Genomic DNA, 25,305 nt, shown 5'->3' on the forward strand with positions numbered 1-25,305 from the left:
AGGCGCCTTCAGCATGACGGTCGACCGAGTACCGGGCGCGAGTCGCTGCTCGGCGCCCCCGATAGCCGCCTCACCACCGCCGACGCGGATGGCCGCGCATCAGACCTCACCCGTCAGGCAAAATGGCACGGTGATTGACCTGCCCCAATCGAACCATCGAGATCCCCAGCCCTTCGCCCACCTGAGCGCGCCGAACGCACCGCTCTACCGCCAGGTACTGCGCGCGTTCGCGCGGGCGAAGGAGCGCTTCATCGTGCATCTGCGGCCCGAGGACGTCGCGGTCGAACTGGGTGCGGGCGATGACGACCAGCTCACCCAGGCGCTGGAGAAACTGACCGAATGGGGAAATCTGCGCGCGGACCCCGACACCGGCAGGGTCACCTCCGTCGAGGACTTCCACCGCAAACGGTTCCTCTTCCAGCTCACCGCGGCCGGCCAGGCGGCCGAGCAGGCCATCGCCTTCTACGAGGAGGCGATCGGCCGCCGGGGCGCGCTGCAGTCGGTGGCCCTCGGTGACATCGCCGAACAGCTCCGCTCCCTGTCGGCGCTCGCGCAGCAGTCCGATCCCGATCCCGCCAAGACGCACCTGCTGCTACTCTCCCTGGCCGAGCGCTTCGCCTCACTCGCCGACAACGCCCAGGCGTTCATGGCGTCACTGCGCCGCGCGATCGACTTCTCCGACGGCGACGTGGAGGGTTTCATCGCCTACAAGGAGCGGCTGATCGACTACATCAACCGCTTCATCTCCGATCTCGCCAACTCCGGCGCCCGCGTCGCCATGCTCCTGACCGAGTTGGAGGCGGGCGACCACGAGAGGCTGCTGCGGCTGGCCGCGCGGCGGGAGGCCACCGACGCCGTACCGGAGGGAACGGATGCGACCGATGCGTACGACAGGGCCGAAGCGGCGGCGCTCAACTCGTGGCGGAACCGCTGGCGCGGGCTGAATGACTGGTTCGTCTCTCAGGGCACCGGCCGCCCCTCACAGGCCCGGCTGCTGAGGCAGGCGGCGGTCACCGCGATCAAGCAGCTCGTCGACGCGGTCGGTCTGATCAACGAGCGCCGCTCGGGCCGCTCCGACCGCTCGGCCGACTTCCGTACCCTGGCCCGCTGGTTCGCCGAGGCGCCGGACGAGGCGGCAACGCACCGGCTGTGGCGCGCGGCCTTCGGCCTGTCGTCCGCGCGGCACCTCACCGTCACCGCCGAGACCGAGAGTTCCTGGCGGCAGGAGGACCTGGCCCCGAACACGCCGTGGCGTGCCGCCCCACCGGTCCGGATCTCCCCGCAGCTACGCAGGACCGGCTCCTACGAACGGCGGGGAAAGCCGAACCGGGTACAGGACCGCTCGCGGGCCCGCGCCTTCCTGCTGGAGCGGGTGGAGCGCGAGGCAGCGGAGACCGCCGAGGCCCGCGCCGTGCTCTGCGGCAGAGGACCGGCTCTCCTGTCCGAGCTTGGCGTCCTCGATCCGCGGGCGTTCCAGCTCTTCCTCGCGCTGCTCGGCGACGCCCTGGCCGCCCGCCCGCCAGGCGAGACCGAGGTCAAGACCATGACCGGCGACGGTTCGATGGAGGTACGGCTCTCGCTCGTCCCCGGCGGCGACCAGGTCGAGATCCACACCAAGGACGGGACGCTCACCGGCCCCGAGCACCTCATCGAGATCATCGATCTGATGGTGGCGTCGTGATCCGCGACGAGGAGCGGGCGCAACGGCGGGCCGCGCTCCGCGCGCTGCTGGTCAAGCCACTGCTCACCGCCGAGAACGACGCGGACAAGCTCGTGCTCGTCCGCCGCCACCTGACCGAGCTGCGTGACTGGCTGAACCGGGAGACCGGCTGGCGACTACTGGCCGACGCGGAGACGGCCCGGCTGTTCAAGACCGCCCCGGTTCTCTCCGACGCCACCCATCCGGCTCGCGGCCGGGCCAAGGAGCCCTTCGGCCGCCGCCGCTATGTCGTACTCTGCCTGGCACTCGCCGTACTGGAGAGGGCGGACTCCCAGACCACGCTCGGCCGGCTCGCGGAGGAGGTACTCAACGCGGCGGCCGAACCGGGGCTCGACTTCGCGTTTACCATGGAGAGCCGGGCCGAGCGGGCCGACCTGGTGGCCGTCGTGCGCACGCTGCTCGACTGGGGCGCGCTGCGCAGGGTGGCCGGCGACGAGGACGCCTACCTGTCGGCCACCGGCGACGTCCTGTACGACGTACGCAGACCCGTGCTCGCCACGCTCCTCACCGGGGCGCGTGGCCCCTCCACGATCGACGCCACCACCTTCGAGGAACGGCTGGCCGAGCTGACCGCCGAACCCGTCGCCGACACCGACGATCTGCGCAACCAGGCGATGCGCCGCAGGCTCACCCGCCGGCTCCTGGAAGATCCCGTCGTCTACTACGACGACCTCGACGAGGCCGAACGCGCCTACCTCGTCTCCCAGCGCCAGGCGATCACCCGCAGGATCGAGGAGGCGACCGGGCTGCTGCCCGAGATCCGCGCCGAGGGCATCGCGATGGTCGACCCCGACGACGAACTGACCGACGTGCGCATGCCCGAACAGCGCACCGACGGGCACGTGACGCTGCTGGTGGCCGAGCACCTGGCCGTCCACGGTGAGGCGAGCACCGCGGAGCTGCACGCCTTCGTACGGCGGGCCGCCGACGCCCACGCCTCCTTCTGGCGCAAGGGAGTGACCGAGCCCGGCGCCGAGGAGGAGCTCCTGGCCGTGGCGCTGGACAAGCTGGTGGCACTCCAGCTGGTCGAGGTCCGCGCGGATCGGGTGCGCGGCCTCCCGGCGATCGTCCGCTACGCCCTCGAAGAACCGACCATCCGCGAACCAGGAAAGGCCCGGCGGTGACGCACCCGATTCCGACCTCGGAACGCTGGAAACCCCTCAGAGCCGGGCTCGTCGACATGTTCCACTACGACGTCGAGGAGTTCCGCTTCCACGACGGCCGGCTGCTGTTGCGCGGCAACAACGGAACGGGAAAATCGAAGGTTCTCGCCCTGACCCTGCCGTTCCTGCTCGACGGCGAGCTCGCGCCGCACCGCGTGGAGCCGGACGGCGACCGCCAGAAGCGCATGGAGTGGAACCTGCTGCTGGGCGGCAGGCACCCGCATCCCGAGCGGCTCGGCTACACCTGGATGGAGTTCGGCCGACGCGCGGCCGACGGCACCGTGGAGTTCCGGACGATCGGCTGCGGCATGAAGGCGGTGAAGGACCGCGGCATCGTCAGGCACTGGTTCTTCGTCACCCCCCAGCGGGTCGGCGCCGGGCTGGACCTCCTCTCCCCCACCGGCGTCTCGCTCACCAGGGAGAAGCTGCGCGATGCCGTCGACGGGCACGGCATGGTCTACGACCGGGCCTTTGACTATCGCAGGGCCGTGGACGAGGCCCTGTTCGGCCTCGGCGAGCACCGCTACGAGGCGCTGGTCAACCTCCTCATCCAGCTCCGTCAGCCGCAGCTGTCCAAGAAACCGGACGAGAGGCTGCTCTCCCGCGCCCTCACCGAGGCGCTGCCCCCGCTGAGCCCCTCCCTGATCAGCACGGTCGCCGAGGCGTTCCGCGGCCTCGACGAGGAGCACGACGCCCTGCGAGCACTGGAGGAGGCCCGCGGTGCCGCGACCGACTTCCTCTCCCACTACCGCAGGTACGCGCGGATCGCCGCCAAACGCAAGGCCGCGGTGCCCCGCACGGCCCAGAGCCGCTACGAACATCTCAGCCGCGACCTCAACGAGGCCGAGGGCCGCCGCGCCTCGGCCCAGGGCGCCCTGGAGGCGGCGCGAGAGTCACTGACCGGGCTGGCCGCGACGCGGACACGGCTGGAGGCCAGGAAGGAAACCCTGGAGAAAAGCCCCCGGATGCGCGACGCCGAACGGCTTACGCAGGTCAGCGAGGAGGCCGAGCGGCAGGCCGGACACTCACGTGTCCAGGAGAACGCCAGGGAGGACCTGGCCACCGAGATGCGCCGCCGCCAGGCCCGGGCGGAGGCCGCGGAGGCCAGAGCCGCCCAGGCCGCCCGCGAGCTTTCCGCCGCGCGGGAGTCGTCCGCGTCAGCCGCCCGTCAGGCCCTGTGCGAACGGGACCACCTCGACATCGTGGCCCGGTGGGAGGAGGATCCCGCCGGGGCCCGCCGCGCCGCCGAGACCCTGGCCGACCGGCGATCGCAGGCGGTGGCCGAGCTTGACCGCCTGTTCGAGGCCGTCACCCGGGCCGGTGCCCGGCTCGATGCCGCCCGCGCCGAGACGGACCGGCTGACCCACGAGCTCCAGGCCGCCGCCGAACGCATCTTCACAGCCGAGCGGATCACGGAGGAGCAGACCGCCGAACTGGCCGGCTCCTATCTCGGCTACCTGGCGGGGGTGGTCGAGCTGCGGATCGACGACCCTGACGCGGTGCTCGCCACGCTGGAGTCCTGGGCGGTCACCGCCGAGGGCCCCAACCCCGCGGCGACCGCCGTCGACGACGCCGTCCGGACGGCCACCGCCGAGCTGGGCCGCGGGCAGGCGGAGCTGGACACCGAGTCACGCGCCCGGCGGCAGGCCGCCGCGGACCTGGCAGAGGAGATCACCCGGCTGGAGGCGGGCGGCCACGACGCGCCACCCGTCCCGTACACCAGAGCACCCGGCGCGCGTGCGGACCGCCCGGGCGCGCCGCTGTGGAAAGTGGTCGACTTCACCGAGACGATTCCCGTCGACCAGCGGGCCGGGCTGGAGGCCGCGCTGGAGGCGGCGGGCGTCCTCGACGCCTGGGTGACCCCGTCGGGCACGCTCGCGGCCGAAGACGACACGGTCCTTCTCGCGGGTACGGCTGTCGCCGGGCCCTCCTGCTCCGCTGTGCTCCGTCCCGCCGTCGACCGCGCCGACCCGTGGGCGTCCGCGCTGCCGGACGCCGCCGTTCACGCGGTGCTCGCCGCCATCGGGCTCGGTCCCGGCGCGGCCACCTGGGTCGCGGCGGACGGCCGCTGGGCCAACGGCGTGCTCACCGGTTCCTGGCACAAGGAGACCGCCGAACACATCGGCGAAGGCGCGCGGGAGGCGGCCAGGCGGGCGCGTCTCGCCCGGCTGCGGGATGAGTTGGGCCAGGAGCGCGAGCGACTGGAGGAGCTGCGGCGGGAGCTGGACGCCGTCGCCGCACGACAGCGCGCGCTCGCTGAGGAGCACCGTGCGCTGCCGTCGGACACGCGGTTGCGCGAGGCGCACGTCAAGCTGGCGGGCGAGCACGAGCGGCGACGCGAGCTGGGCGGCGCGCACCGCGCGGCGCTCGGCGTGGTGAGCGCGCGGCAGGCGGAGGTGGAGAGTGCCCGGACACTGGCAGGCGAGTTCGCCGGGGATGTCGGCCTGCCCACCGAGGCCGCGGAACTCGCGGCGGCCAGAACCGGGGTGGCCGGCTACCGTCTCACCCTGGCCGGGCTCTGGCCCGCGGCCGAGGCGATGCTTGGCTCGCGCGAGGCCGCGACGGAGACGGCCGAGGAGCTCTCCCTCACTCGCGAACGACACTCCGAGGCCGTTGAGCGGGCGGCGCGGGCCCAGGAGGGCGCGGAGGCCGCGGCGGAGGCGTACCGGGTGCTGGTGAAGACCGCGGGAGCCGCTGTCGAGGAGCTCTACCGCCACCTCGACGAGGTGCGGCAGGCCATGCGGGAGCGGGACGCCGCCGAACGCGCCGCGCGGCGAGAGGAGCAGACCGCCCTGGTCGAGCAGGGCAAGGCCGAGGGCACACTCGACGCCCTGCGCGGCGAGATCGAGCAGGCGGGGCTGGTACGCGACGCGGCGATCGCCGAGTTCCGCGCGTTCGCCGCCACCGGCCTGCTGCGCGTCGCCGTACCCTCGCTGGAGGTTCCCGACCCCGGCACCGAGTGGGCCGCGACCCCCGCGGTTCTCCTGGCCCGCGCCGTCAACACCGAACTGGACGGCGTCGACGACGCCGACAACCCCTGGGACAGGGTCCAGAAGCGGGTCACCGAGGAGCACAAATCGCTCTCCGACGCCATGGCCAGGCACGGGCACTCGGTCGGCCTGACCCTGCGCGACGGGGTCATGGTCGTCGACGTGCTGTTCCAGGGGCACACCAGGGACATCCCCGGTCTGGCGGAGGCGCTTTCCGAGGAGACCGAGCACCGCGCCCAGCTGCTGTCGGCCAAGGAGCGGGAGCTGCTGGAGAACCACCTCCTCAACGAGGTGGCCGGAACCCTCCACGAGATGATCGCCGCGGCCGAGACCGAGGTACGGGAGATGAACGCCGAACTGGAGTCCCGCCCGACCTCCACCGGCATGCGACTGCGCCTGCTCTGGAAGATCGCCAGGAACGCCCCCGACGGCCTCGACCGGATACGCGAGAAGCTCCGCCAGACCGTGGACGCCTGGTCTGTCGAGGACCGCGCCCTGGTGGGTGCCTTCCTGCAGGAGCAGATCGCCGGGGAGTACGCCGACAACCCGGCCGCCGGACGGACCGAGCAGCTGACCAGGGCACTGGACTACCGGACCTGGCACGAGTTCGCGATCCAGCGTCTGCAGGACGGCCAGTGGCGCACCGCCACCGGACCGGCATCCGGCGGCGAACGGGTGCTCGCCGCATCCATGCCGCTGTTCGCCGCGGCATCGGCCCACTACAAGTCGGCGGGCAACCCCCATGCGCCGCGGCTGGTGGCACTCGACGAGGCGTTCGCGGGGGTGGACGACGACTCGCGCGCCAAGTGCCTGGGGCTGCTGGCGACGTTCGACATGGACGTGGTGATGACCAGCGAGCGGGAATGGGGCTGCTACCCGCAGGTGCCGGGGCTGGCGATCTGCCAGCTGTCCAGACACGACGGCGTCGACGCCGTGCTGGTCACCACGTGGCGGTGGGACGGCCGCGAGCGCCGCAGAATGGAACGGCCCGATCCGCGCCCCGCCACGGTCGTCCCTGAGCAGGAACCCGAAGGGCTGTTCACTTGAGCGACCGGCTGGAACGACTGCTCGGCACCCGGGAGACCGTGTGGCTCGTCGAACGGGTCCGCCGCCGCCTCGAACAGGGCAGGCCGCCGACCGGGACGGTCACCCTCGGTGCGGCCTCGCCGGAGCAGCGCCGCGCGATCGAGCTGCTTCTCGGCCGTCGCGCGGGCACCGGGACCTCACTGTCGGTCTCCCTCGACGAGGTCGACCGCGTCCTGCGCTCCAGCGGTGCCTGCCCCGACGGCTTGGCCGCCGCCGTCGTCCTGCTCCGCGGCCCCGTCCGCGACCTCCCGCGCGAGAACACCGAACGGGAGACGGCCTGGCGCGGGGCCCTCTCGGAGCTCGACGCGGTCGTGGCCGACCGCCCGGAGCTGCACGGCTGGCGTTCGTGGCTGGACGCCACCGGCCAGGTGCGGCGGAGCGCCCCCGGCCCGGACGAGGCCCGCGTCCTGCTGGACAGGCTGGCCGAGGTGCTGCGCCGCCTGCCGCATCCGGGCATCCCGATCGGCCGCCTGGCGGCGGAGAGCTGCGGCGACGCGCATGCCCTCGACGAGGGCCGGCCACTGGCCACGCTGGCGATGTCGGCCGCCCGCTCCCTGGCCGGCCTGCCCTATGCCGGTGAAGGCACGGCCGACGCCCGCAGGAGGGCATGGGCCGGCGTCGGAGTTCACCTCGACGACCTCTCCTCGACCGTCGTCTGCCTGGGGCTGCCCGGAGACGACCGCACCCCCACCGGGCGCATGCTGGCAGCCGCCCGCGAGGCGGGCGAGCCGTGCGTGCTCACCCTGCGCCAGCTACGTCGCCACGAGACACCCATCGCCGCGGGGCTGGTACGGATCTGTGAGAATCCGGTCGTGGTCGCCGCGGCCGCGGACGAGCTCGGACCGCTCTGCCCTGGCCTGGTCTGCGTCAGCGGCAGGCCGTCGGCGGCCGTCTGGCGCCTGCTCGACCTGCTCGCCGCCGGAGAGACCGCCTTCGCCTACCACGGCGACTTCGACTGGGGCGGCGTCGGTATCGCCGCGGCCGTCCACGAACGGGTCGGCTGGCGGCCGTGGCGCTACGACACCGCCTCCTACCAGGCGGTGTCCTCCCGAAACCCCCTCACCGGCAGCCCCCGGCCGACCCCCTGGGATCCGGGACTCTCCGCGGCGATGGCGCGGCGGGCCGTGCGGGTGGAGGAGGAACTGGTGCTGAGCGACCTACTCGCCGACCTGGCCGCCGCCGCGTCCAGCAGCTCGGCCACACTACGCCGGGGAAGATGACCACTGTCCGCCTTGGGTTCACCGCGGAAGCGACGCAGCAGTTCCATCCGGACCTGAGCACCCTGGTCCCGGACGACCCGCAGCAGCAGCCCGCTCTTCTCAGCCTCGGTCAGGTTCGCGATCCACGCGGCCAGCTCACGCTGGTTGTCCCGTACGACGGTCAGCTCGGGGCTCGCCTCGGCCGCGACCTCAAGCAGGTCGGCGTCAAGACGGAGGAAGTCGGCCAAGGCCTGCTGCCCCGCGCTCAGCGATCCCGGTCCCGCCGGAATCGGCGGCTCCAGCTCGTCCTCGGCCTGCTCGTGGGCGTCCAGTGGCCTCCTCGACCAGCGCGTCCAACTCCACCTCACTCAGTTCTGCCATGACTGGCCGGCGTAGCCAGAACGGCACGACGTCATGGTCGTGATCTCGACTTCCAAGGCTGTTTCCATCTCACCGTGAGACGGTCGACATGCCGCCGTCACCGGTAGCGGAAGCCATCGAGAAAACGGCGGAAGACGCCGCCCACCCGGGGCAGCGGCTCGGCCGGGGGCGGGGCCACCGCGCGCTGCCTGGCGATGGGCTGGTCGTAGTCGGTCCGCGCTATGGCGTCGACGACCTGGGCCTCGTCGAAGTCCTCGGAGCCCTCGATCACCGGTACGAAACCGACCAGCATCCCGTTCCGCATCACCAGCGCTTCGAGGCCCGCCGTACCATCGGTGTCCCAATCCGCCTCACGCCCACCGGGCAGCAGGACCCGGACCCCGAACTGGTAGCCGCCTCTCGCCAGTTGAGCGTTTATGCCACGGTCACGCAACGCGTCGACCACCCGCCGGGCCCGATTCTCATCCACCCCTCCCACCGTAACCGGACCCGGCCACCCGCGAGCACCCGCGCGAAACGGGGAGGCAATTCAGCCGGCCGAGCGGCAGTGTCGGCGCGGGGACAAGGTTGTCGAGAGGGTAGTTTTCCCTGCTCATGGTGGATCGGGAGCCTATTCCCTGCCCCGAGGCCGGGTACAGAACCTCCTGTGCCCCGGTGACGGACACCGGGCCCGCTGAACCAGGCAGCCCGGAGCTTCCGGCTCTGCGGCGCTCGGCGAACCTGGGAATCCTCCGCCGATCTCGGCAGGGGCTTGGGAAGAAGGAACTCGAAGATGGCCGAACATACGGTGCCGCCCCCGGTGGATCTGCCCGCGCTCAAGCGGCGCCTTGGCAGCATCGGTGTGTGGCTGGGGTCGATCTCAGCGGTGCCCGCGGCCGAGGCGCGGCGCGCGGCCACGACGATCGAGCGACTCGGCTACTCCACGCTGTGGTTCGGTGAGACCCCGACCAGCAAGGAAGCCCTGGCCAACGCCGCGGTTCTGCTGTGCGCCACCGAGCGGCTGATCCTGGCCACCGGCATCGCCAACATCTACGGACGAGACGCGACCGCCGCCGCCAACGGAGCCAGAACCCTGGTCGACGCGTGGCCGGAGCGCTTCGTCCTGGGCCTGGGTGTGAGCCATGCTCCGCTGGTCACGAGTCGCGGGCACGACTACAGCAGGCCGGTGTCCACCATGCGCGCCTACCTGGACACCATGGACGCCACCGCCTTCAGTGCGCCTCTGGTGGAGGAGGCACCGAGGTTGCTGGCCGCGCTGCGCCCGAAGATGCTGGAGTTGGCCGCGACCCGCGCCCAGGGAGCGCACCCCTACTTCGTCACGCCCGAACACACCGCCCAGGCCAGAAGGATCCTCGGATCCGCCCCCGTCCTCGCTCCCGAGCAGGCCGTGGTGGTCGACACCGACTCCGAACGGGCCCGTGCCACCGCGCGCCGCTACATGGCCCTGTACCTGGCCCTGCCCAACTATCTGAACAACCTACGTGACCTGGGCTTCTCCGACGCGGACTTCCAGGAAGGCGGCAGTGACGCGCTCGTCGACGCGATCGTGCCCACGGGTGACGCGGACACCGTCGCCGAACGTGTCCGCGCTCATCACACGGCCGGCGCCGACCACGTCGCCGTGCAACCCCTTGCCCAGACACTCGATCGGCAACTGGACCAGTTGCGGTTGCTGGCTCCCCTCCTCACCGGCTGACCGCTACACCGTCAGTCGTTCCTCGTCGTACCTTCCCTTCAGCCCCTTCCCCCTTACGCCCTTCCGCCCCACTCACTCCAGACGGGCGACCAGATGCCTGGGCGCGACGGCCCGGTAGGCGTCGGCGACGATCTCGGCGAGCTCGGCCCAGTCCTGGGGAACGTCGAGGTAGACGCCCAGCCAGCCGCGGTGTCCAACGTACGGCGGCCGGAAGAAGCGCTGCGGGGCTTCGGCCTGCAGGGCCTCCTGAACGCCGGGCGGGGCTGCGCACCAGAAGGCGAGCCGGTCGTCGTGGTGATGATCGGCGTACATCACGAACATCTTCTTGCCTCGGACGAACCAGGCCGGCTCGCCGTGGCTGAGCCGTTCGGTGCTCTCGGGGAGCGCGAGACAGAGCCGGCGCAGCGACTCCAGCAGATCATCGGCCACAACCAGACGGTACTTCACGGTGGGAGGATCGTGGGCTGTGACCGACAACCGATTGTCCCCTCCCTTCCTCGGCGACGAGCGCGCCATGCTGAACAACTGGCTCGACTGGCACCGCGAGACCCTGGCCGTCAAGTGCGCGGGGCTCTCCGAGGAGCAGCTGCGCGAGCGCTCCGCACCGCCGTCGCCCCTGTCGCTGCTCGGCCTCGTCCGCCACATGGCACACGTGGAGCGCGTCTGGTTCCGCCACGTGCTGAACAATGAAGATGTCCCCCGCCTTTACAAGACAGACGATTCCGACGCCGAATTCAACGACGTGGACACCGCCTCCGCCCAGGAGGCTTTCGCCACCTGGCGGGCCGAGATCGAGCACGCCCGCAAGGTGTCGGCCGAGGTGCCGCTGGACGCCATCGGAAAGCGGCAGCGCCACGGGCAGGACTGCTCTCACCGCTGGATCCTCGTCCACATGATCGAGGAATACGCCCGGCACAACGGCCACGCCGACCTGCTGCGCGAGCGGATCGACGGCGTCACCGGCGAATAGTCCCCCTTTCCCTACCCGGACCGGCACCGGTGTGGCGCCCCGGCCGGTTCCCTACCCGGACCGCACCGGTGTGGCGCCCCGGCCGGTTGGGCAGGACCTGCTCATGTAGGGAGATGGGCTGAATTCTCATGATGCTGGTAGGGACGTCCGGCTGGCAGTACGCCGACTGGCGCGGAGTGCTGTATCCATCCGGCACGCCCCAGCGGCTGTGGCTTGAGCGGTACGGCGAGTGCTTCGGAACGGTCGAGAACAACAACACCTTCTACCGGCTGCCGACGCACCAGACCTTCGAGGACTGGAAGGAGCGCACCCCGGACACGTTCGTCATGGCGATCAAGGCGAGCCGGTTCCTCACCCACGTCAGACGGCTGAAGGATCCGCGGGAGCCGGTTGGGCGTCTGCTGGCGGCGGCCGACGGCCTGGGGACCAAGCTCGGGCCGGTCCTCCTGCAGCTCCCGCCGACGTTGAGGGCGGATCCGGAACTGCTCGGCGCGTGCCTGGGGTGTTTCCCCGCCCGGGTGCGTGTCGCCGTCGAACCGCGGCACGCCTCCTGGTGGAGCGATCCCGTCCGCGAGGTGCTGTCGACGTACGGCGCGGCCCTGTGCTGGGCCGATCGGCTCGGCCGCCCGCAGACACCCCTGTGGCGGACCACCGGCTGGGGCTACCTGCGGTTTCACGAGGGCCTGGCCCGCCCGTGGCCCGCCTACGGCGACGGCGCGCTCCGCTCCTGGCTGCGCCGCCTGGGCGAGGCGTGGGACGACCGCTGCGATGTTCACGTGTACTTCAACAACGATCCGGGCGGCGCGGCGGTGCGGAATGCCGCCCGATTCGCGGAACTCGCACACGCCGAGGGGTGGCCGGTGAGCCGTACACCTGCCGGGAGCCTGGATCATGTTCCGGAGGAGATCGCCTCTCAGCCGGGTAGGCGATCAGCGGATTCGCCCGGATGGGCGGGCCGGCCGATGTGACATCGCCGACGAGCGCGGTGCCCATCTCTTTCATCGACGCGCTGGCCGGACGGTGGCCGTACGTGGCACGGTGTACCGGTGTCCGATCTCACCAGGCTTCCACGCTCGGTCGCCGATGCCGTCGCCGCCGAGCGGAACGGCGAACGGTTGCGTTACCTGTTCTTCTGGGGCCATCGGCCGGCGCGCGGCGGCGGGGTCGGCGCCGGATGCCTCAGCCAGTGGTGGGAGGTCACCTTCACGGCGGAGGGGCACGTCTTCCGGTCTGCGTGGTGATCACGACCTGGGCACGCTCGCTCGCCTCGGTCAGCGCGTCGAACAACGCCCCGGCGGCGGCAGGGTGGAGCGCGGTCTCCGGTTCCTCGATCACTACCAGTTTTGTCTGCCCATCCAGTACAACCAGTCGGCGTTCGGCGGTCGCCTGCCTCCCGTACGCCCCAGGCCGCCGGAAGGTCCCGTCAGCCGGGAAGCGGATCATCAAGCCGGGCGCGGTCGAACCGCTCGATGAGGCTGGTCTTGCGCAGGTGCTCCTGACGCAGGCTCGCGAAGCGCCGCGTGAAGTCGCCAAGACGGTCGGCACGCTCGGCCACCGCCCGCAGATCCTTCAGAAGCTCGACGGCCGCGTCGTACTCACTCGCCTTCTTCGCGGTGATCATCGTGTCGACACGCCGCCAGGCTCCGTTCTCGTCCTCGGCCAGCGTTTCCAGCCGCTTCTCCCTGGCCAGAGCCCGCTCTCGGGCACGACGGGCTTCCTCCTGGGCGCGCCTGGCCACGGCAAGGAGTTCGCGTTCCTGGCGCCGCTCCGCCGCCGCGTCCAGCAGCTCGGCCACACTACGCCGGGGAAGATCACCGCTGTCCGCCTTGGGTTCGCCGCGGAAGCGACGCAGCAGTTCCATCCGGACCTGAGCACCCTGGTCCCGGACGACCCGCAGCAGCAGCCCGCTCTTCTCAGCCTCGGTCAGGTTCGCGATCCACGCGGCCAGCTCACGCTGGTTGTCCCGTACGACGGTCAGCTCGGGGCTCGCCTCGGCCGCGACCTCAAGCAGGTCGGCGTCAAGACGGAGGAAGTCGGCCAAGGCCTGCTGCCCCGCGCTCAGCGATCCCAGTCCCGCCGGAATCGGCGGCTCCAGCTCGTCCTCGGCCGTGTAGTCAAAGGCGTCCTCGTCCCGCTCCCACCTGCCGAAGGCCGACAGCCAGGCGAGGTAGAGGGGCCGCAGATCACCCGCGGCGAGCTCGGCCCGGACACCGACGATGGCCGACAGGGAGTCCTCGGCGCCCTCGTCCCATTCGCCCGATTCGTCATCGCTGGTCAGGTCAAGAATGAGATGCTCACCCGAAACCCACATCGTCACCTGGTCCCCGGCACAGTACTGCTCCGCCACATTCCGATCGAGCAGCGTTCTCGGCAGCCGGAGCATGATCTGGTGGGTGCCCCAGTTGGTCAGATACAGGTGGGCGTCATAGAAGCGCTCCATCATCCGGCGCGGATCGCCGCGGAAGTTGCCCCAGTGATACTCGTTGGTAAAGCTGGTGGCGGTGACCCGGGCCCGGGTCGACAGCGCGCGGACCTCGGCCTGCTGGCGGGCGTCCAGGGGACGGTCCACCGCCAGAAACTCGTAGTACTGGTATTCGCTCATCGTCAGGGCACCCAGTGCCGATATGCCTCGATCCACTCCGAACCTCGGGGCGGCGGATCCGGCAGCGGAAGATCGAGAATGCCGATCGCCTGCCGGTATGACCCTCGGACGCAGACCGCGACGATCCCGCTCCCCGCGTACAGGTCGATCTTCTTGACCGTGACCTCGACCCCCAAGACCATCGTCTGGAACGGCGTCGCCAGGTGCTCGTCGAGCATGACGTGAAACCCGGACAGCTGCTCATCATCGTCGTAGGCGTCGACGGTGGCCTCCTCGACCAACGCGTCCAGCTCCGCCTCACTCAGTTCTGCCATGGCAGCCAATCCTAGAGATCTCTCATACGACCTCGCCAAGGAAACAGCCCAGGCGTGAATATTCACGTCTCCTCTCCCTGCACCGCATGAGCATGGTCCCGTACGTGGGATGACCTTCGGGTGACCGTGACCGTGACCGTGACCGCGGGCGAGCGGCCGTCGTATGGCGAGCTCGCGGCCTTGGTCGTGACCCTGACGGCCCGGCTGGATGTGCTGAAGGCCCGGGTAGCCGATCTGGAAGCAAGTGTTCGAGGAGAGGGGCAGCGGCAGGTCAGGCACCGTCCCGACCACCAGCGCCGAGGCGGGGAGCCATCACCACAACAGCAGGGCACGCCCCACTGTCAATGTCGGGCGGTGGTAGGGCGCAGCGGACCGTTCTTGGGGTGCATGAGCGCGTGGAAGTGCCTGACGAGCCTGCCTACCACGTCGGGATCGCGGAGGACCACACCGACTTCGAGGTTGTGGGCGAGCGCCCGATCCGTGAGGTTCGCACTGCCGAGCAGCGCGACCTCCTCGTCCGCGGCGACGACCTTCGCGTGCAGCGCGGGAACCGAGCCACCGGTCCTCGGCCTGTCCGCCCAGACCCAGAACGTGGCCAGCGGGCGGAGCACCTCAAAGGGCGGGGTGGATGCGCCGCGCAGCGCGCCGCCGTCCTCGACGGTGCCCTCCAGGACCAGATCGATCTGGACCCCCCGCCTGGCCGCCCTGACCAGTTCCCGCGTCACCTCGGCGACGCCGAACGCGGCGAAGCTCACCACGAGCAGCGACGTGCGGCTGGCGCGGATCACCTCGATGATGACCGAGCTGGTCAGCCGGACGGGGACCTCGTCACTGTGCGGCCCGCTGACCACGATGTCGGTCCTGCGGCGGTGGGTCTCGCCGTGCATCCGGGACGCGGTCTCCAGCGCCAGTGCCAGCGCCGAACCCGGCGGCGGCGGGTCCGCCGCCGACCAGGCGGCGATGAGCCTGGCCGCCCGGGCTCCCATGACGGCCCCGGTCCTGGCCTGGGTCAGCAGCCCTCGGATCGCGGGATGCGGTGCGGGGTGCCCGCGCAGGATCTGTGCCCATGCCCGTACGTGGACTTCGGGAAGCTCTCGCGCGAGCGCGGCGATCACGGCGGGCAGATCGCTCACCGGGCGGCCAGGAATCCGATGCCCAGATCGCTGACGGTGTCGACGAGCAACGCCCGGTCCAGGTAGTGATTGCCCCGCTCGCACGAGGTCTCTGACGCGAACAGGCAGGCGTGACACGCCGAGCCGTACAGGTGACCGTGTTCGCGCGGATCGCGTTCGGAGCAGAGCGGATCGGAGCTGCACAGCCGTGCGGCGTCCAGTGCCTGCTCGATGAGCGTGCCGAGGCGGTCTCGCCGGCCCAGGGTCACCAGTCCGCCCAGCGTGCCCTCACTGTCCGGGGCGGCGGTGTACAGCAGAACTCCGGCCATGGGCCGCGTGCCGGTCCCGGAGTAGATCTGTTCGCCGATCCCCGCGGCGCTGTAGCCGCTCTCCAGGGCGAACTCCCGGATGAGCGCGTGCGCGAAGGTGTGCAGGAGCAGGTAGCGGATGCCCGGCCAGTGGCCTGGTTCGAGCCGGCGCTGGGCCCGCCACCTGTCATGCCCCTCACGGAGCTGCCTGCGACGTCCGCGAACGTCGGAGCGTTGTTCCCAGGCGGCCAGCTCCTCCTCCCGGAAACGCAGGAAGATGCCCTCGCCCCGCGTCTCCGCGCACGGCACCCAGGTGGGCAGGGCGACGGAGATCGGCGCGAAGCCGGTGTCGTCCCCGTCCTCTCCCCATTCGGGGGCGTCGATCCGGGTGAAGCCGTACAGGGCCGACACCTGACGTAACCGGGTGACCAGCACGACCTCCTCCAGCCACCGTTTGCCCTCGGCCGGGGGCCTTTCCTTCTCGGTTGTGAAGTCGGGCAGCCTGACCGGCAGCGCGCGGGTGAAGGCGTTCCATTCGGGAGTCCTCAAATCCAGGTCGTCCCCCTGGTCGTCGTCGCCGGACCTCTCGGCACGCCGCCGGATCGCCTTCCAGACCTCGTCGACCCCGTACTGCTCCAACTCCGGCCAGCAGCGCAGGTCGGGCAGCAACCCCTTGGCGTCGGCCTCCGGGAAACGGGCCACCCGCTCCAGCATCGTCCACAGCTCGGCGACCCGCTGTTCCACCTCCAGGTCGGCCTGCGGCAGGGTGAACGCCTTGAACTGCATCCCGAACCAGCTGTTGGTGGCGCCCAGACCGATCGTCCGGGTCTCCTCGCCGCAGCCGGTGAACTGGGCGGAGCGCAGGTGCGGGTGACGGCCCCGGCAGCGCGGCAGGTTCGGCACCATCTTCTCGCCGATCGCCTGCGCCATCGACCGAGGCTGGACACCGCACGAGCACCGGACCCACAGGCTCGCCGCGTCACCCGTGGTGCTCCGTTCCTCAAGGGTGAGGGTGTGCCCGCCGAACTCGGGGACGACCCCCTGGTGGGCGAAGAACAACCAGGGGAAGTCGTCAAGGTGCCCGTTGCCGCAGGCGAGGACGAACCGGGCCGGCACCGCGGTGGGCCGGCCGCCTCCGTTGCCCCGGCAGCCGTGCACGTAGCGGATCCGATCCGGGGAGAACGCGTGCGGGAGAAGCTCGAACAGGCCGGTCTCCACCGGAGCCAGCAGCCCGCATTTGGGATTGGTGCAGCGCAGCCAGCGCGGGAACAGGGTCACGGGCACACCCACCCGGGTCCACTCACCGAAGGGGTCGGCCGACTCGGGGACGTAGGGAGGGGTACGCAGCGCCTCCACCGGTGCCCGCAGCTTCGCCCGCACCGCCGCGAGCAGCCGCTCCTCCGGGACGACCCGGGTCTTGGCCGGATCCCACTCGTCCAGCCCGCACACCATCACCGACAGGTTGGGCATGTCGGCGACCGCCCCCACACCGTAGGTGTGCAGGAGCTGGTTGGGGCGCAGCTCGCCGACCCGCAGACTCGACTCGGTCATGACGCGCTCCCTCCGGCGATGAACGGCGGTTCCTGGGTGATGGCGAGATTGTCGTCCTCGGGCAGCAGGAGCAGGCGCACCCCCGGCTCGACGTCGCGTAGCGAGGTCGGGCAGGTCATCGGCCGCCAGCTGCCGTCCTCCGGGCGGCGCAGCAGCCCCGAGGCGTCACCCGGCGTTCCGGGCGCCCGTTTGTTGTAGGCCAGCCGTCGTCCCGGCACTCGCCGTTCGTTGTGCCACTGGTCGAGCCGGGCGTCCAGGTGGCGTTCGACCTCGACGCCCACCCGGTTGTCTGCGGTGACCTCCCGGGCCCGGCGCTTGAGGAACCGCACCACATGGTCGGCCAGCTCACCGGCCCGGTCGAACTGTCCGGCGCGCAGGTTGCCGTTGTAGGTGAACCCCAGGTTCCGCACCAGGGACACCAGCACCCCGGTCAGCCCTCGGTCGACCGCGCGATCGGCGAACGGGGTCACCGACAGCGCCTCCACATGCCGGTAGATGGTGGCGTGGAAATGCTCGAACGTCTCGTAGTGCGACAGATCGCGTGGCCGAGCCCAGTTGTAGACCGTGAACACCAGGCCCGGCGCGGCACGCCCGACCCGGCTGGTGGCCTGGATGTACTCGGCGGCGGACTTCGGCTGGTTGGAGACGACCATCACGCCGAGACGGGACACGTCGACACCGACAGCGATCATGTTGGTGGCGAGCAGGATGTCGATCGGGCGGCGCCTGCGCTCCTCGCGGTCGTCGGTGAACGCCTGCTCCAGGTGGTCGAGCACGACCGGGATGTCCGAGGAGGACAACCGGGAGGTCAGCTCCTTGACGACCGGATCCCAGCGTCGGGAGAACCCGCGGTCCTCCGCCCGGGACAGGCGGGTGGAGACGTCGTCCTCCACCATCCGGCGCATCGCGCCCAGGTCGCGCAGGCTGTTGAAGTAGCCGACCAGGGTCATGTAGGGATCGGTGACCCGGTTGCGCCCGTACCTGTCGTGCAGGGTCTGGGCCGCGCCGAGCACCGCGACGTACACCCGGATCAGCACCGACTTGTTGCGGACGCCGTGTGCGCAGATGCCGACGTAGCGGCGGCCGGGCCGGTGACCGGGTTCCGCCGGATCCACCGGGCGCTGCCGGGAGAAGAAGTTGTCACCGATGTCCAACCCCGGGGGCGGGAAGACCTCGGTCCGCCGGTCGAAGAGCGCCCCGATCTGCTGCTGTGCCCGCCGTACGGTCGCGGTCGAGGCGATGACCTTGGGCCGGACCCGCCTGCCGCCGGGCAGCTCCCAGGTGGCGAGCCGATCGACCGCTGTCTCGTACAGACCGGCCAGGGACCCCAGCGGGCCGGAGATCAGGTGCAGCTCGTCCTGGATGATCAGGTCCGGCGGCCGGAGCCGCGACACGTCGACGATCCGCGCGGACGGCAGCGCTCCCTTGGCTGGATGCCGGGCGGACGCCGATGACAACTCCCAGTCGTTGGACCTGGTGTCCTCCGTCACGTATCCGTGCCGCTCGCACCGCTGCCCGACTCCGCCGAACAACGCCTGGGTCTCACCGCGCCACGGGAGCTGGGCGAACTTGTCCACCGTCGCGATGATGAGGCTGGGCAGCAGCCGGTAGATCTCCTCGTCCACCAGGACGATCGGGATGCCCTCGGGGTCGACGAGGTTGCTGAACTCGCAGTAGAGGTTGGGGCAGAAGACCTGGGTCCGGCGCCGGGCCGGGTCGACCACGATGTTGACGCCCGCCTCCAGGACCTCACCGCACCACGGGCAGCCGGTGAGCTGGTGCGGCGAACCGGTGGCCCGTACGAACCCCCGCCTTCCCGCCTTACGGAGTTGCTTCAGCCAGTCGCCCGCGTCGTCGGTCCTGTTGGGCGTCACCCGCGCGCCGACCCAGAGGCCGATCCGGAACGGCGTCGTGCCCCACGTCGTCTCGTCGCCGCGGCGCAGGTGCTCGCACGCGCAGATCAGCGCGGTGGCGCGCTGGAACTGCTGGATGGTGAGCAGCCGCAGCGTGTAGCGCATCAGCACCGCCACGCCCGCCGACGGGTCATAGCCACCGAGTGCCGGGCTGAGCCTGCGGATCGCCAGCGTGAACGCGGTCAGGCCGAGATATGCCTCGGTCTTGCCGCCACCGGTGGGGAACCAGAGCAGGTCCGCCACGGCGTCGCCGTCCCTGTCGTCGGCACCGCGCTCGGCATGCCCCGGGTCGGCCAGCGCGGGCAGGTTCAGCAGGATGAACGCCAGCTGGAACGGGCGCCAGCGGTGGTTCTTCGGAGTGCTGACCTCCTCCAGCGCCTCGTCGAGTGTCCGGTCGGGGGTCTTCCGCCGTACGGCCGCCGCCAGCGTGTGCACCCGCTGCAGGTACATCGCCTCGTTGGCGAAGCGGAATGCCCTCAGCGCGTTCTCGTCGCGTACGTTCTCGTCACCGGTGAGCAGGTCGATCCCGGCCTCGATCCGGTCGGCCGCCCTGCGTGCCGTGGCCAGCACCTCGCTCGGCGCATTCCCGTACCGCACGAGCCCCTCGGCGGAATCGGAGAGGCGCCTCTCCTGCCGGGCGATCCAGGCCCGATATCCGGTGACCAGCGGCGACAACCCGCTGCGCAGCGCGTCCACCGGCAGGCTTCGGAGCACCTCCATGTCCAGCACCAGGTCGGCCGACTCCGGCAGGTCCGGATCGCCGTCCGGGTCGGGCACGTCGGTGTACGGGATCTCATAGGTCGGCACGGCCCGCGTCTCGACCCGGACCGCCCGCGTCGAGTCGTCCGGTGCCTGCCGCGCCGTCACCCCCACCCCGTGGCCGACGGCGAACTCCGGATGGAACCGGTAGGCCATAGCCAGCCGCCGTTGCTCGACCCGGTCGATCTCGTCACCGCCGCCGAACGTGTCCGGCCGGGCCCGGAAGATCGGCCCGCCGTCCACGGCGGTGACGCCGATGCGCGCCTGGAACAGCCAGGCCGCCCCCTCCAGCCGCTGCGGCCGGGGCGTGGTGTTGACCAGGAAGACCGAGACCAGCCAGCCGCCGTCATGACGGCGCGCCCGGCCACGGACCACCACGTGCTCGTCGGAGGACATGCGCTCCGGATCGAGCCGCCCCTCCCGGAGTGCCAGCCGCACGCTCCCCGAATCGGGCACCCGGCACCACACCCGATCACCCCTGACGCTGTCGAGGCCCTCGACCCGCTTGTAACGTGCCCAGTGACCGGTCACCTTCAGCTCGGTCACGTCGCCGTCCACGAAAACGGTGCAGCCCAGGGCGGAGGGCATCAGGCTGGCGGTGGTCAGCACGGACGGCTCGGCCTCGTCCTCACCCACGTCGGCACCGCCGGTGTCGGCGGCGTCGTCCATCAGATCCGGCTCGATCAGCTCACCGTCCGGGGCGAGCCTGCCCAGGATGTAACGATCCATCGGGCGCTCTGCGAACTCCTCCTCCTCGTCGTCGAAGGGGCCGTGGAGATCGCGGACGACCAGCCTCTCCAGTTCATCCCGGATCCGGGCCTCGTCGGGACGTGCGAGCACCGTCTCACCGCTCATGCCGATCACTGTAGGGGCAGACCATGACATTCCACAGGCGCTCCCCGGAAGGCGAGCGGCAGGACTCACGGGCCGCCGCCACGGTCCTCCGGCTGCTGGAGGCGCCGGATCTGGAGGCGCAGCTCTCGTTCACGGTGCGCGTGCTGCTGCTCACGCCGTAGTTCCAGTTCTTCGGCGGTCGCATCGTCCCAGCGCGTCCGGGTCGCCTGGATGTGATGCAGGGTGACGCGGGACAGCCACATGACGCCGATCGCGATGGCCATGAGCACGGTCACGTGACCGGCGAGGAGCAGCGTGAAACCGGCGACGAAACACATCCAGTACGCGGTCTTGACGGCGATTTCTATCGCGTCGATGTGCTTTTCGAACAGCGTCATCCGTTACTCCGATGGTGTTGGGGGGAGTAGTCGCTCAAACACGAGAGGGAATGACCGAAATATCGGTTTCGCCCGCTCGGGTGGTCACGGCTCCACCGGCGGAAGCGCGATGCCGGCCGGGTACCGGACTTGCCGATTTAGACGATCAATACCTACTCTGGTATGCGACTTTTTTCCTTCATCACGGGGTCATGAAAAGGACGGGGGTGGCGTGGCCGAGCGGATGGTGCCCAGTCCCCGGCACGAACGGCTGAGGCAATTGCTCGTCGAAGCCGAAGACAGGGCTCATGAGGTGCGGCAGGCATACCAGCGCGCCTCCTCGGCGATGCGGTCGGGACAGGTGTGGACGGGGCCGACGGCCACCACCTGGACCACCGAGCTGGAAGACCGGCATCAACGGCTCGGACGGCTCGCCCAGCGCGTGGTGGATGCGGTCGAGGAGGAGCTGCGCCGCTCTCCCCCGCTGGTGACCGAGGCAGAGGCGAACGCCATGCGCCGGGAGATGGCCGGACGCACGTGACCGTCATGACCATGAGGGGGAACGTTCCATGGCACCGACCGCCGAGTTCTGCGGCATCGACCCCGAACAGATGGGTCAGCTCGCCACCTCCCTGCGCGGCGCCGCCGACCGGCTGACCGCGTTCAGCAGGGAGTTCGAGGAAAAGCTCGGCCGACACGGGATCAGCACCCCCGTGCTCCGGGAGATCACCGACATCGCCGACTGGGGTGGGAGGCAGGTCTCCATGCTGCACGGCCGGATCGACCTGATCAAAACCCTGGGCAACGGCGCCCCGGAGCTGGGCGGAGCGGGGGGAACTGGCGGCGCGGGCGGGGCGGGGGGCGCGGCCTCGATGGCGGCGGGCGGACAGGGGCTCATCCGGCTCCCCGACGAGCTGAAGGACTTTGATATCGCCCAGGGCCTGGCCAGGATGTACGGCGAGGACATCTTGGTGAACTTCAACGGCGAACTCCAGGCCAAGCTCATCCACGAGCACGCCGACGAGGTCGCCAAGCTCGCCGAGAACCCCCAGGCCGCCGCCGCCTTCTTCGCCCTGCTCTCCCCGAAGGTCCGGGACAGCCTGCCCAATCTCATCGCGGTCACCGGCAGCAAAACCGCCAAGCAGGACCTGGCCGCCTTCAGCAAGGCCCTCGGCGCGGCCCTGAACGCCCCCACCCTCGTCCCGGCCTTCGCCAAGGTCAGAGCCGACCTGGTGAAACCGGCTGGCAGCAAGGTCGCCGCCTGGAACCGGCTTGCGCTGCTCAGCGGTGCCAAGGCCCCCTCGTCCGTCCGCAGCGCGGCAGCCCGCGCGCTGGTCCTGGACGAGTTCGCGAAGAAGCCCCGGCAAGACTGGCGCGCCGGCGGGCCTGCCGAGACGAAGGCGTATGGCCTTCCCGAAGACCTGGTCGCCATGGGGCTGGAGGTGCTCGCCGGAGATGGCACGGCGGTACGGGATGTGTTCGCCAAGATGGGCGGGGCCGACGTCAAGCTCAGCCAGGTCGACAAGATGAAGCTGTTCCTCGACCGTGCCAGGAGCACGGGCACCGGGGACGAGGTGGCCGATGCCTTCGGCCGGGCGATGGAGGCGGGCAGCGAGGCCACGACCGAGAAGGCCGGACAACACAGCCCGGAGGCCGCAGCCTTCGCCCTGGACGCGATAAGGGCCGCGGGCTCCTTGGGCAGCGACCTGCCCAAGGCCGGCTGGGACTCCATGAGCGTGATCGCGAAGTCGTACATCCACGAAATGGCCTCGGGCGCCCGCTTCGACAAGGCCGTCTACCGCGATTCCGGAATGGGAGTCCCGGAGAACTGGGTTCACCTTCCTCCCGTGACCCCCGCGTTCTACCTCAGTCCGGGCGACACCTTTCGCTTCCTGAAGACCTTCGTCGGAGACAAACAGCTCACCGGCGACTTCGACGCGACGGCAGCACAGTTCCGTCATGACATGTTGACGGCAGCAGCCAACTTGGACGCACACGACGGGACCCGACATTTCGAGAGAACAGCTAGGGCATTCGGCGACCTTGGTGGCATGGAGTTCAAGGCGACGCTAGACGTGCGCGGGGAGCAGGACGCCATCAACGAAATAGTCGTTAACATCGTCAAAAACACCGTCTCCTTCGGGATCGACGGGATTTCCCCCATGGGTAGGGGGGTCATAGCGGGGTGGGAGTTACTCAAGGCCCATGGTGTCAGCAACTTCCTCGATGGTGTGGCTGACGACATCGAGACACGGGTAGAGCAGGCCACCGGAGCTCGGGCAGACTTCGTTCTGCGCTTGAAATACGATATGGCTCGTCTCCTTCACGAGGCCGAATACCCGGCGAGTAACCCACCCACCGAAGCCATGAACACGAACACCGGAAAACTCAAAACCTATGACGAACTCGTGGCTGAAGCAAAGAAAGAAGCCGGCGCCAACAAGGAATGGGAACAGGTGTTGAAGGAGAAGCTGACACCCTACGAGCGCTGGATGGACAGCAATAGAAAATTCGACGATAAGGCCGAGGATGCCTCAACTTTCCAGGCCAACGAGCGATCCAGGGAAGAGATAAAAATCTGGGACTAAGCCTGGATCCACGGCGTGAATTCTGGTGATCATTCTTCGGTTCGATTCCTTCACCAGGACCGTTTTGCCTGACGGGGGTCTGATTTGGGGTGTGGAGAACCCGCCGTGCGCGGGTCACGGATTGTCCAGGCGTTCACGGGCTCGGGGGCGGGGTTCGTGCGCGAGGGCGCGGGTGACCGTGGAGGTCGAGGGAAGAGTCGTGGCAGGGCGGGGACGGGTCAAGCCGCGCGGATCGGTGGCAGCCGGTGGACGGCTTGGAAGAGGTTCATCCATGCGTGCCGCCAGTGCCAATACCGGGGAAGATGCAGGGTGAGGTGGCCCCGGCCGTGCCGGGCGATGCGGGCGGGCACGCCGATGAGATGGCGGCGCAGGGTGGCGCCGCGCGCCTTGGCGTGAAAGGTTCCGGCCAGGCAGCCGGCCGCGCGCAGCAGGTTGTGGCAGATCGCCGCCAAGGTCAGCCAGGCGGCGTTGGCGGTGAACACGCCCGAGGGCAGGTGCGCTAATGGCCCGTCGATCAAGTCCGCGTTGACCTGCTCGATGACCGCGTGATCACGGTGTTGTTCCTCGGCCTGCCCGAGGGCGTACGGACTGTCGGTGAAGATCGCGTGATAGCGGTAGAGCGGGAACGGTTCCTCTGGCCGGAGCCCGGTCTGCGAGTTGAGCCGTTTGACCCGGCGCACGATCAGCCGGGCGGTGATGGCCTGGCCCTTCTTCGCGGCGAACGCCGTGTAGGCGACCTCCGCGATCTCGGCGTCGGAGATCCAGCCCCCTGCTTGTTCGTCGAAGATGGCGTTGGGGTATTTGATCGCTGTCCAGGCGGTTTCGTCGATCGCCGCGATCGCGGCTTTGATCTTGGGGTCCATTTTGGCGGTGACGGAGAAGCGCACGTCGTTCGTGTGGCAGGCGTTGATCACGCCTGCGGTGTAGAACGCCGAGTCCCCGCGCATCATCAGGGTGGCGCTCGCGCCCGCTGATCGTGCCGCGCCGATCGACTCACGCACGAACCAGGCCGCGCCGCGGGCGGAGTTCGCGCTTCCGCCGCGCAGCCGGGTGCCGGTCACCACCGGGGCGGCCAGCGGTGTGGACAGTGTGGAGGCCAGCACGTTCAGTCCGCGCACCAGCACGCCCTTGCCGCCGATCTTGGTGTGGCCGAACCCCGATCCTTGCTTCTTGTAGCCGTAGGTACGTCGCTGCATCGAGTCCACATCGAGGAAGGCGAGCACGTCCGCGCCGGGCAGCAACGGCGTATGGGCGGCCAGCCGGGCCGGCAGCAGGCGGGCCACTTTCTCGATCTGCCGGACGTTGCCCCAGGCCAGGCACCGCAGGAACGATCCCAGCGTGGACGGTGCGCGGATACCGGTAAACAACGTGTCCATGCCGCCGTGGCGCAGTGCGTCCAGATCATCGATGCTGTCGGCCCCGCAGGCCATCCCGGCTACGATCGAGCCGATCTTCGCCGCCGGGTTCACGCCGTCCCGGCCGGTGGGAGTGACGTGCTCGCCCGCCAGGTCGCTCAGGCCGCACCGCTCGGCCAACCGCATCACCGGCCCCAGCCCGCCGTACGCGACTACACGCTCCTCATCGAAGATCGCATGGGTCTTGGCAGAGTCGTGGAACAATTGCACTTGAGAGGTGTCCTCTCGATCAAGGTGGCGGAAGCCTGAAGAACTCCCATCATCCCAGGTCGGAGGGCACCTCCTCTCATTTCAGGATCTTCAGTTCAGAATCGGCTCGGTGGATCC

At 70.1% G+C, this 25,305-nt stretch carries 21 protein-coding genes; 11 read left to right on the forward strand and 10 right to left on the reverse strand.

Going from position 1 to position 25,305, the window contains the following annotated elements; all coding sequences use genetic code 11:
• The first annotated feature begins 130 nt into the window (after window positions 1-130).
• Genes OIE13_RS20105 through OIE13_RS20125 form a run of 5 tightly spaced genes read left to right on the forward strand, consistent with a single transcriptional unit; the run spans window position 131 to window position 8,541 of the window.
• Window positions 131-1,681, forward strand: coding sequence for a TIGR02677 family protein (locus OIE13_RS20105; protein WP_326828546.1), 1,551 nt, complete (start codon window positions 131-133; stop codon window positions 1,679-1,681).
• Window positions 1,678-2,844, forward strand: a complete 1,167-nt coding sequence (locus OIE13_RS20110; protein WP_326637587.1) for a TIGR02678 family protein — start codon at window positions 1,678-1,680, stop codon at window positions 2,842-2,844. The genes OIE13_RS20105 and OIE13_RS20110 overlap by 4 nt, the downstream gene beginning before the upstream one ends.
• A complete protein-coding gene (locus tag OIE13_RS20115) occupies window positions 2,841-6,920 on the forward strand; it encodes a TIGR02680 family protein (protein WP_326637585.1) in 4,080 nt (1,359 codons plus the stop codon). Before OIE13_RS20110 ends, OIE13_RS20115 begins: the two co-directional genes overlap by 4 nt.
• Window positions 6,917-8,179 carry a TIGR02679 family protein gene (locus tag OIE13_RS20120; protein ID WP_326828547.1) on the forward strand — a complete coding sequence of 421 codons (1,263 nt, stop codon included), beginning with the start codon at window positions 6,917-6,919 and terminating at the stop codon, window positions 8,177-8,179. The genes OIE13_RS20115 and OIE13_RS20120 overlap by 4 nt, the downstream gene beginning before the upstream one ends.
• Entirely contained in the window at window positions 8,176-8,541 is a 366-nt protein-coding gene (locus OIE13_RS20125; protein WP_326828548.1) for a hypothetical protein, read from the forward strand. The genes OIE13_RS20120 and OIE13_RS20125 overlap by 4 nt, the downstream gene beginning before the upstream one ends.
• A 95-nt stretch (window positions 8,542-8,636) precedes the next feature.
• On the opposite strand, the gene OIE13_RS20130 is transcribed toward OIE13_RS20125, so the two are convergent.
• A complete protein-coding gene (locus tag OIE13_RS20130; protein WP_326637579.1) occupies window positions 8,637-9,008 on the reverse strand; it encodes a hypothetical protein in 372 nt (123 codons plus the stop codon).
• 303 nt (window positions 9,009-9,311) lie between these two features.
• On the opposite strand from OIE13_RS20130, the gene OIE13_RS20135 reads away from it, so the two are divergent.
• On the forward strand, window positions 9,312-10,235 hold the full coding sequence (locus OIE13_RS20135; RefSeq protein WP_326637577.1) for a TIGR03620 family F420-dependent LLM class oxidoreductase: 924 nt from the start codon (window positions 9,312-9,314) through the stop codon (window positions 10,233-10,235).
• A 72-nt stretch (window positions 10,236-10,307) separates the two neighbouring features.
• Here OIE13_RS20135 and OIE13_RS20140 read toward each other — a convergent pair whose 3' ends face one another.
• Entirely contained in the window at window positions 10,308-10,682 is a 375-nt protein-coding gene (locus OIE13_RS20140) for an MmcQ/YjbR family DNA-binding protein (RefSeq protein WP_326637576.1), read from the reverse strand.
• Between the two features lie 19 nt (window positions 10,683-10,701).
• On the opposite strand from OIE13_RS20140, the gene OIE13_RS20145 reads away from it, so the two are divergent.
• The 3 genes from OIE13_RS20145 (at window position 10,702) to OIE13_RS20155 (ending at window position 12,446) form a co-directional block, all read left to right on the forward strand.
• Window positions 10,702-11,205 carry a DinB family protein gene (locus OIE13_RS20145; RefSeq protein WP_326828549.1) on the forward strand — a complete coding sequence of 168 codons (504 nt, stop codon included), beginning with the start codon at window positions 10,702-10,704 and terminating at the stop codon, window positions 11,203-11,205.
• Window positions 11,206-11,333: 128 nt separating this feature from the next.
• Window positions 11,334-12,173: a DUF72 domain-containing protein gene (locus OIE13_RS20150; RefSeq protein ID WP_326637572.1), complete on the forward strand. Its 840-nt coding sequence runs from the start codon at window positions 11,334-11,336 to the stop codon at window positions 12,171-12,173.
• 78 nt (window positions 12,174-12,251) lie between these two features.
• A complete protein-coding gene (locus OIE13_RS20155) occupies window positions 12,252-12,446 on the forward strand; it encodes a hypothetical protein (RefSeq protein ID WP_326637570.1) in 195 nt (64 codons plus the stop codon).
• On the opposite strand, the gene OIE13_RS36760 is transcribed toward OIE13_RS20155, so the two are convergent.
• The 7 genes from OIE13_RS36760 to OIE13_RS20185 all read right to left on the reverse strand — a co-directional run bounded on the left by OIE13_RS36760 (window position 12,409) and on the right by OIE13_RS20185 (window position 20,996).
• On the reverse strand, window positions 12,409-12,648 hold the full coding sequence (locus tag OIE13_RS36760) for an AAA family ATPase (RefSeq protein ID WP_442811535.1): 240 nt from the start codon (window positions 12,646-12,648) through the stop codon (window positions 12,409-12,411). The two genes, OIE13_RS20155 and OIE13_RS36760, sit on opposite strands and share 38 nt — an antisense overlap.
• Window positions 12,629-13,807 carry a hypothetical protein gene (locus OIE13_RS20160; RefSeq protein WP_326637569.1) on the reverse strand — a complete coding sequence of 393 codons (1,179 nt, stop codon included), beginning with the start codon at window positions 13,805-13,807 and terminating at the stop codon, window positions 12,629-12,631. The genes OIE13_RS36760 and OIE13_RS20160 overlap by 20 nt, the downstream gene beginning before the upstream one ends.
• Window positions 13,808-13,809: 2 nt before the next feature.
• Window positions 13,810-14,121: a hypothetical protein gene (locus OIE13_RS20165; protein WP_326637566.1), complete on the reverse strand. Its 312-nt coding sequence runs from the start codon at window positions 14,119-14,121 to the stop codon at window positions 13,810-13,812.
• A 341-nt stretch (window positions 14,122-14,462) separates the two neighbouring features.
• Window positions 14,463-15,254, reverse strand: coding sequence for a DISARM system phospholipase D-like protein DrmC (gene drmC / locus OIE13_RS20170; protein ID WP_326828550.1), 792 nt, complete (start codon window positions 15,252-15,254; stop codon window positions 14,463-14,465).
• Window positions 15,251-17,092 carry a DUF1998 domain-containing protein gene (locus OIE13_RS20175; protein WP_326828551.1) on the reverse strand — a complete coding sequence of 614 codons (1,842 nt, stop codon included), beginning with the start codon at window positions 17,090-17,092 and terminating at the stop codon, window positions 15,251-15,253. The genes drmC and OIE13_RS20175 overlap by 4 nt, the downstream gene beginning before the upstream one ends.
• Window positions 17,089-20,619: a DISARM system helicase DrmA gene (gene drmA, locus OIE13_RS20180; RefSeq protein WP_326828552.1), complete on the reverse strand. Its 3,531-nt coding sequence runs from the start codon at window positions 20,617-20,619 to the stop codon at window positions 17,089-17,091. Before drmA ends, OIE13_RS20175 begins: the two co-directional genes overlap by 4 nt.
• A gap of 65 nt (window positions 20,620-20,684) precedes the next feature.
• Window positions 20,685-20,996, reverse strand: a complete 312-nt coding sequence (locus tag OIE13_RS20185) for a hypothetical protein (RefSeq protein ID WP_326828553.1) — start codon at window positions 20,994-20,996, stop codon at window positions 20,685-20,687.
• A gap of 211 nt (window positions 20,997-21,207) precedes the next feature.
• Here OIE13_RS20185 and OIE13_RS20190 point away from each other — a divergent pair, with 211 nt between their 5' ends.
• Window positions 21,208-21,516: a hypothetical protein gene (locus tag OIE13_RS20190; RefSeq protein ID WP_326637558.1), complete on the forward strand. Its 309-nt coding sequence runs from the start codon at window positions 21,208-21,210 to the stop codon at window positions 21,514-21,516.
• A 28-nt stretch (window positions 21,517-21,544) separates the two neighbouring features.
• Window positions 21,545-23,563 carry a hypothetical protein gene (locus tag OIE13_RS20195; protein WP_326828554.1) on the forward strand — a complete coding sequence of 673 codons (2,019 nt, stop codon included), beginning with the start codon at window positions 21,545-21,547 and terminating at the stop codon, window positions 23,561-23,563.
• A gap of 218 nt (window positions 23,564-23,781) precedes the next feature.
• Here OIE13_RS20195 and OIE13_RS20200 read toward each other — a convergent pair whose 3' ends face one another.
• Window positions 23,782-25,188 (reverse strand): IS1380 family transposase, encoded by a 1,407-nt coding sequence (locus OIE13_RS20200; protein WP_326828555.1) that lies wholly within the window; start codon window positions 25,186-25,188, stop codon window positions 23,782-23,784.
• Window positions 25,189-25,305 lie beyond the last annotated feature (117 nt).

Source organism: Streptosporangium sp. NBC_01810, from assembly GCF_035917355.1.
In the GTDB taxonomy this organism is placed as follows: Bacteria; Actinomycetota; Actinomycetes; order Streptosporangiales; family Streptosporangiaceae; genus Streptosporangium.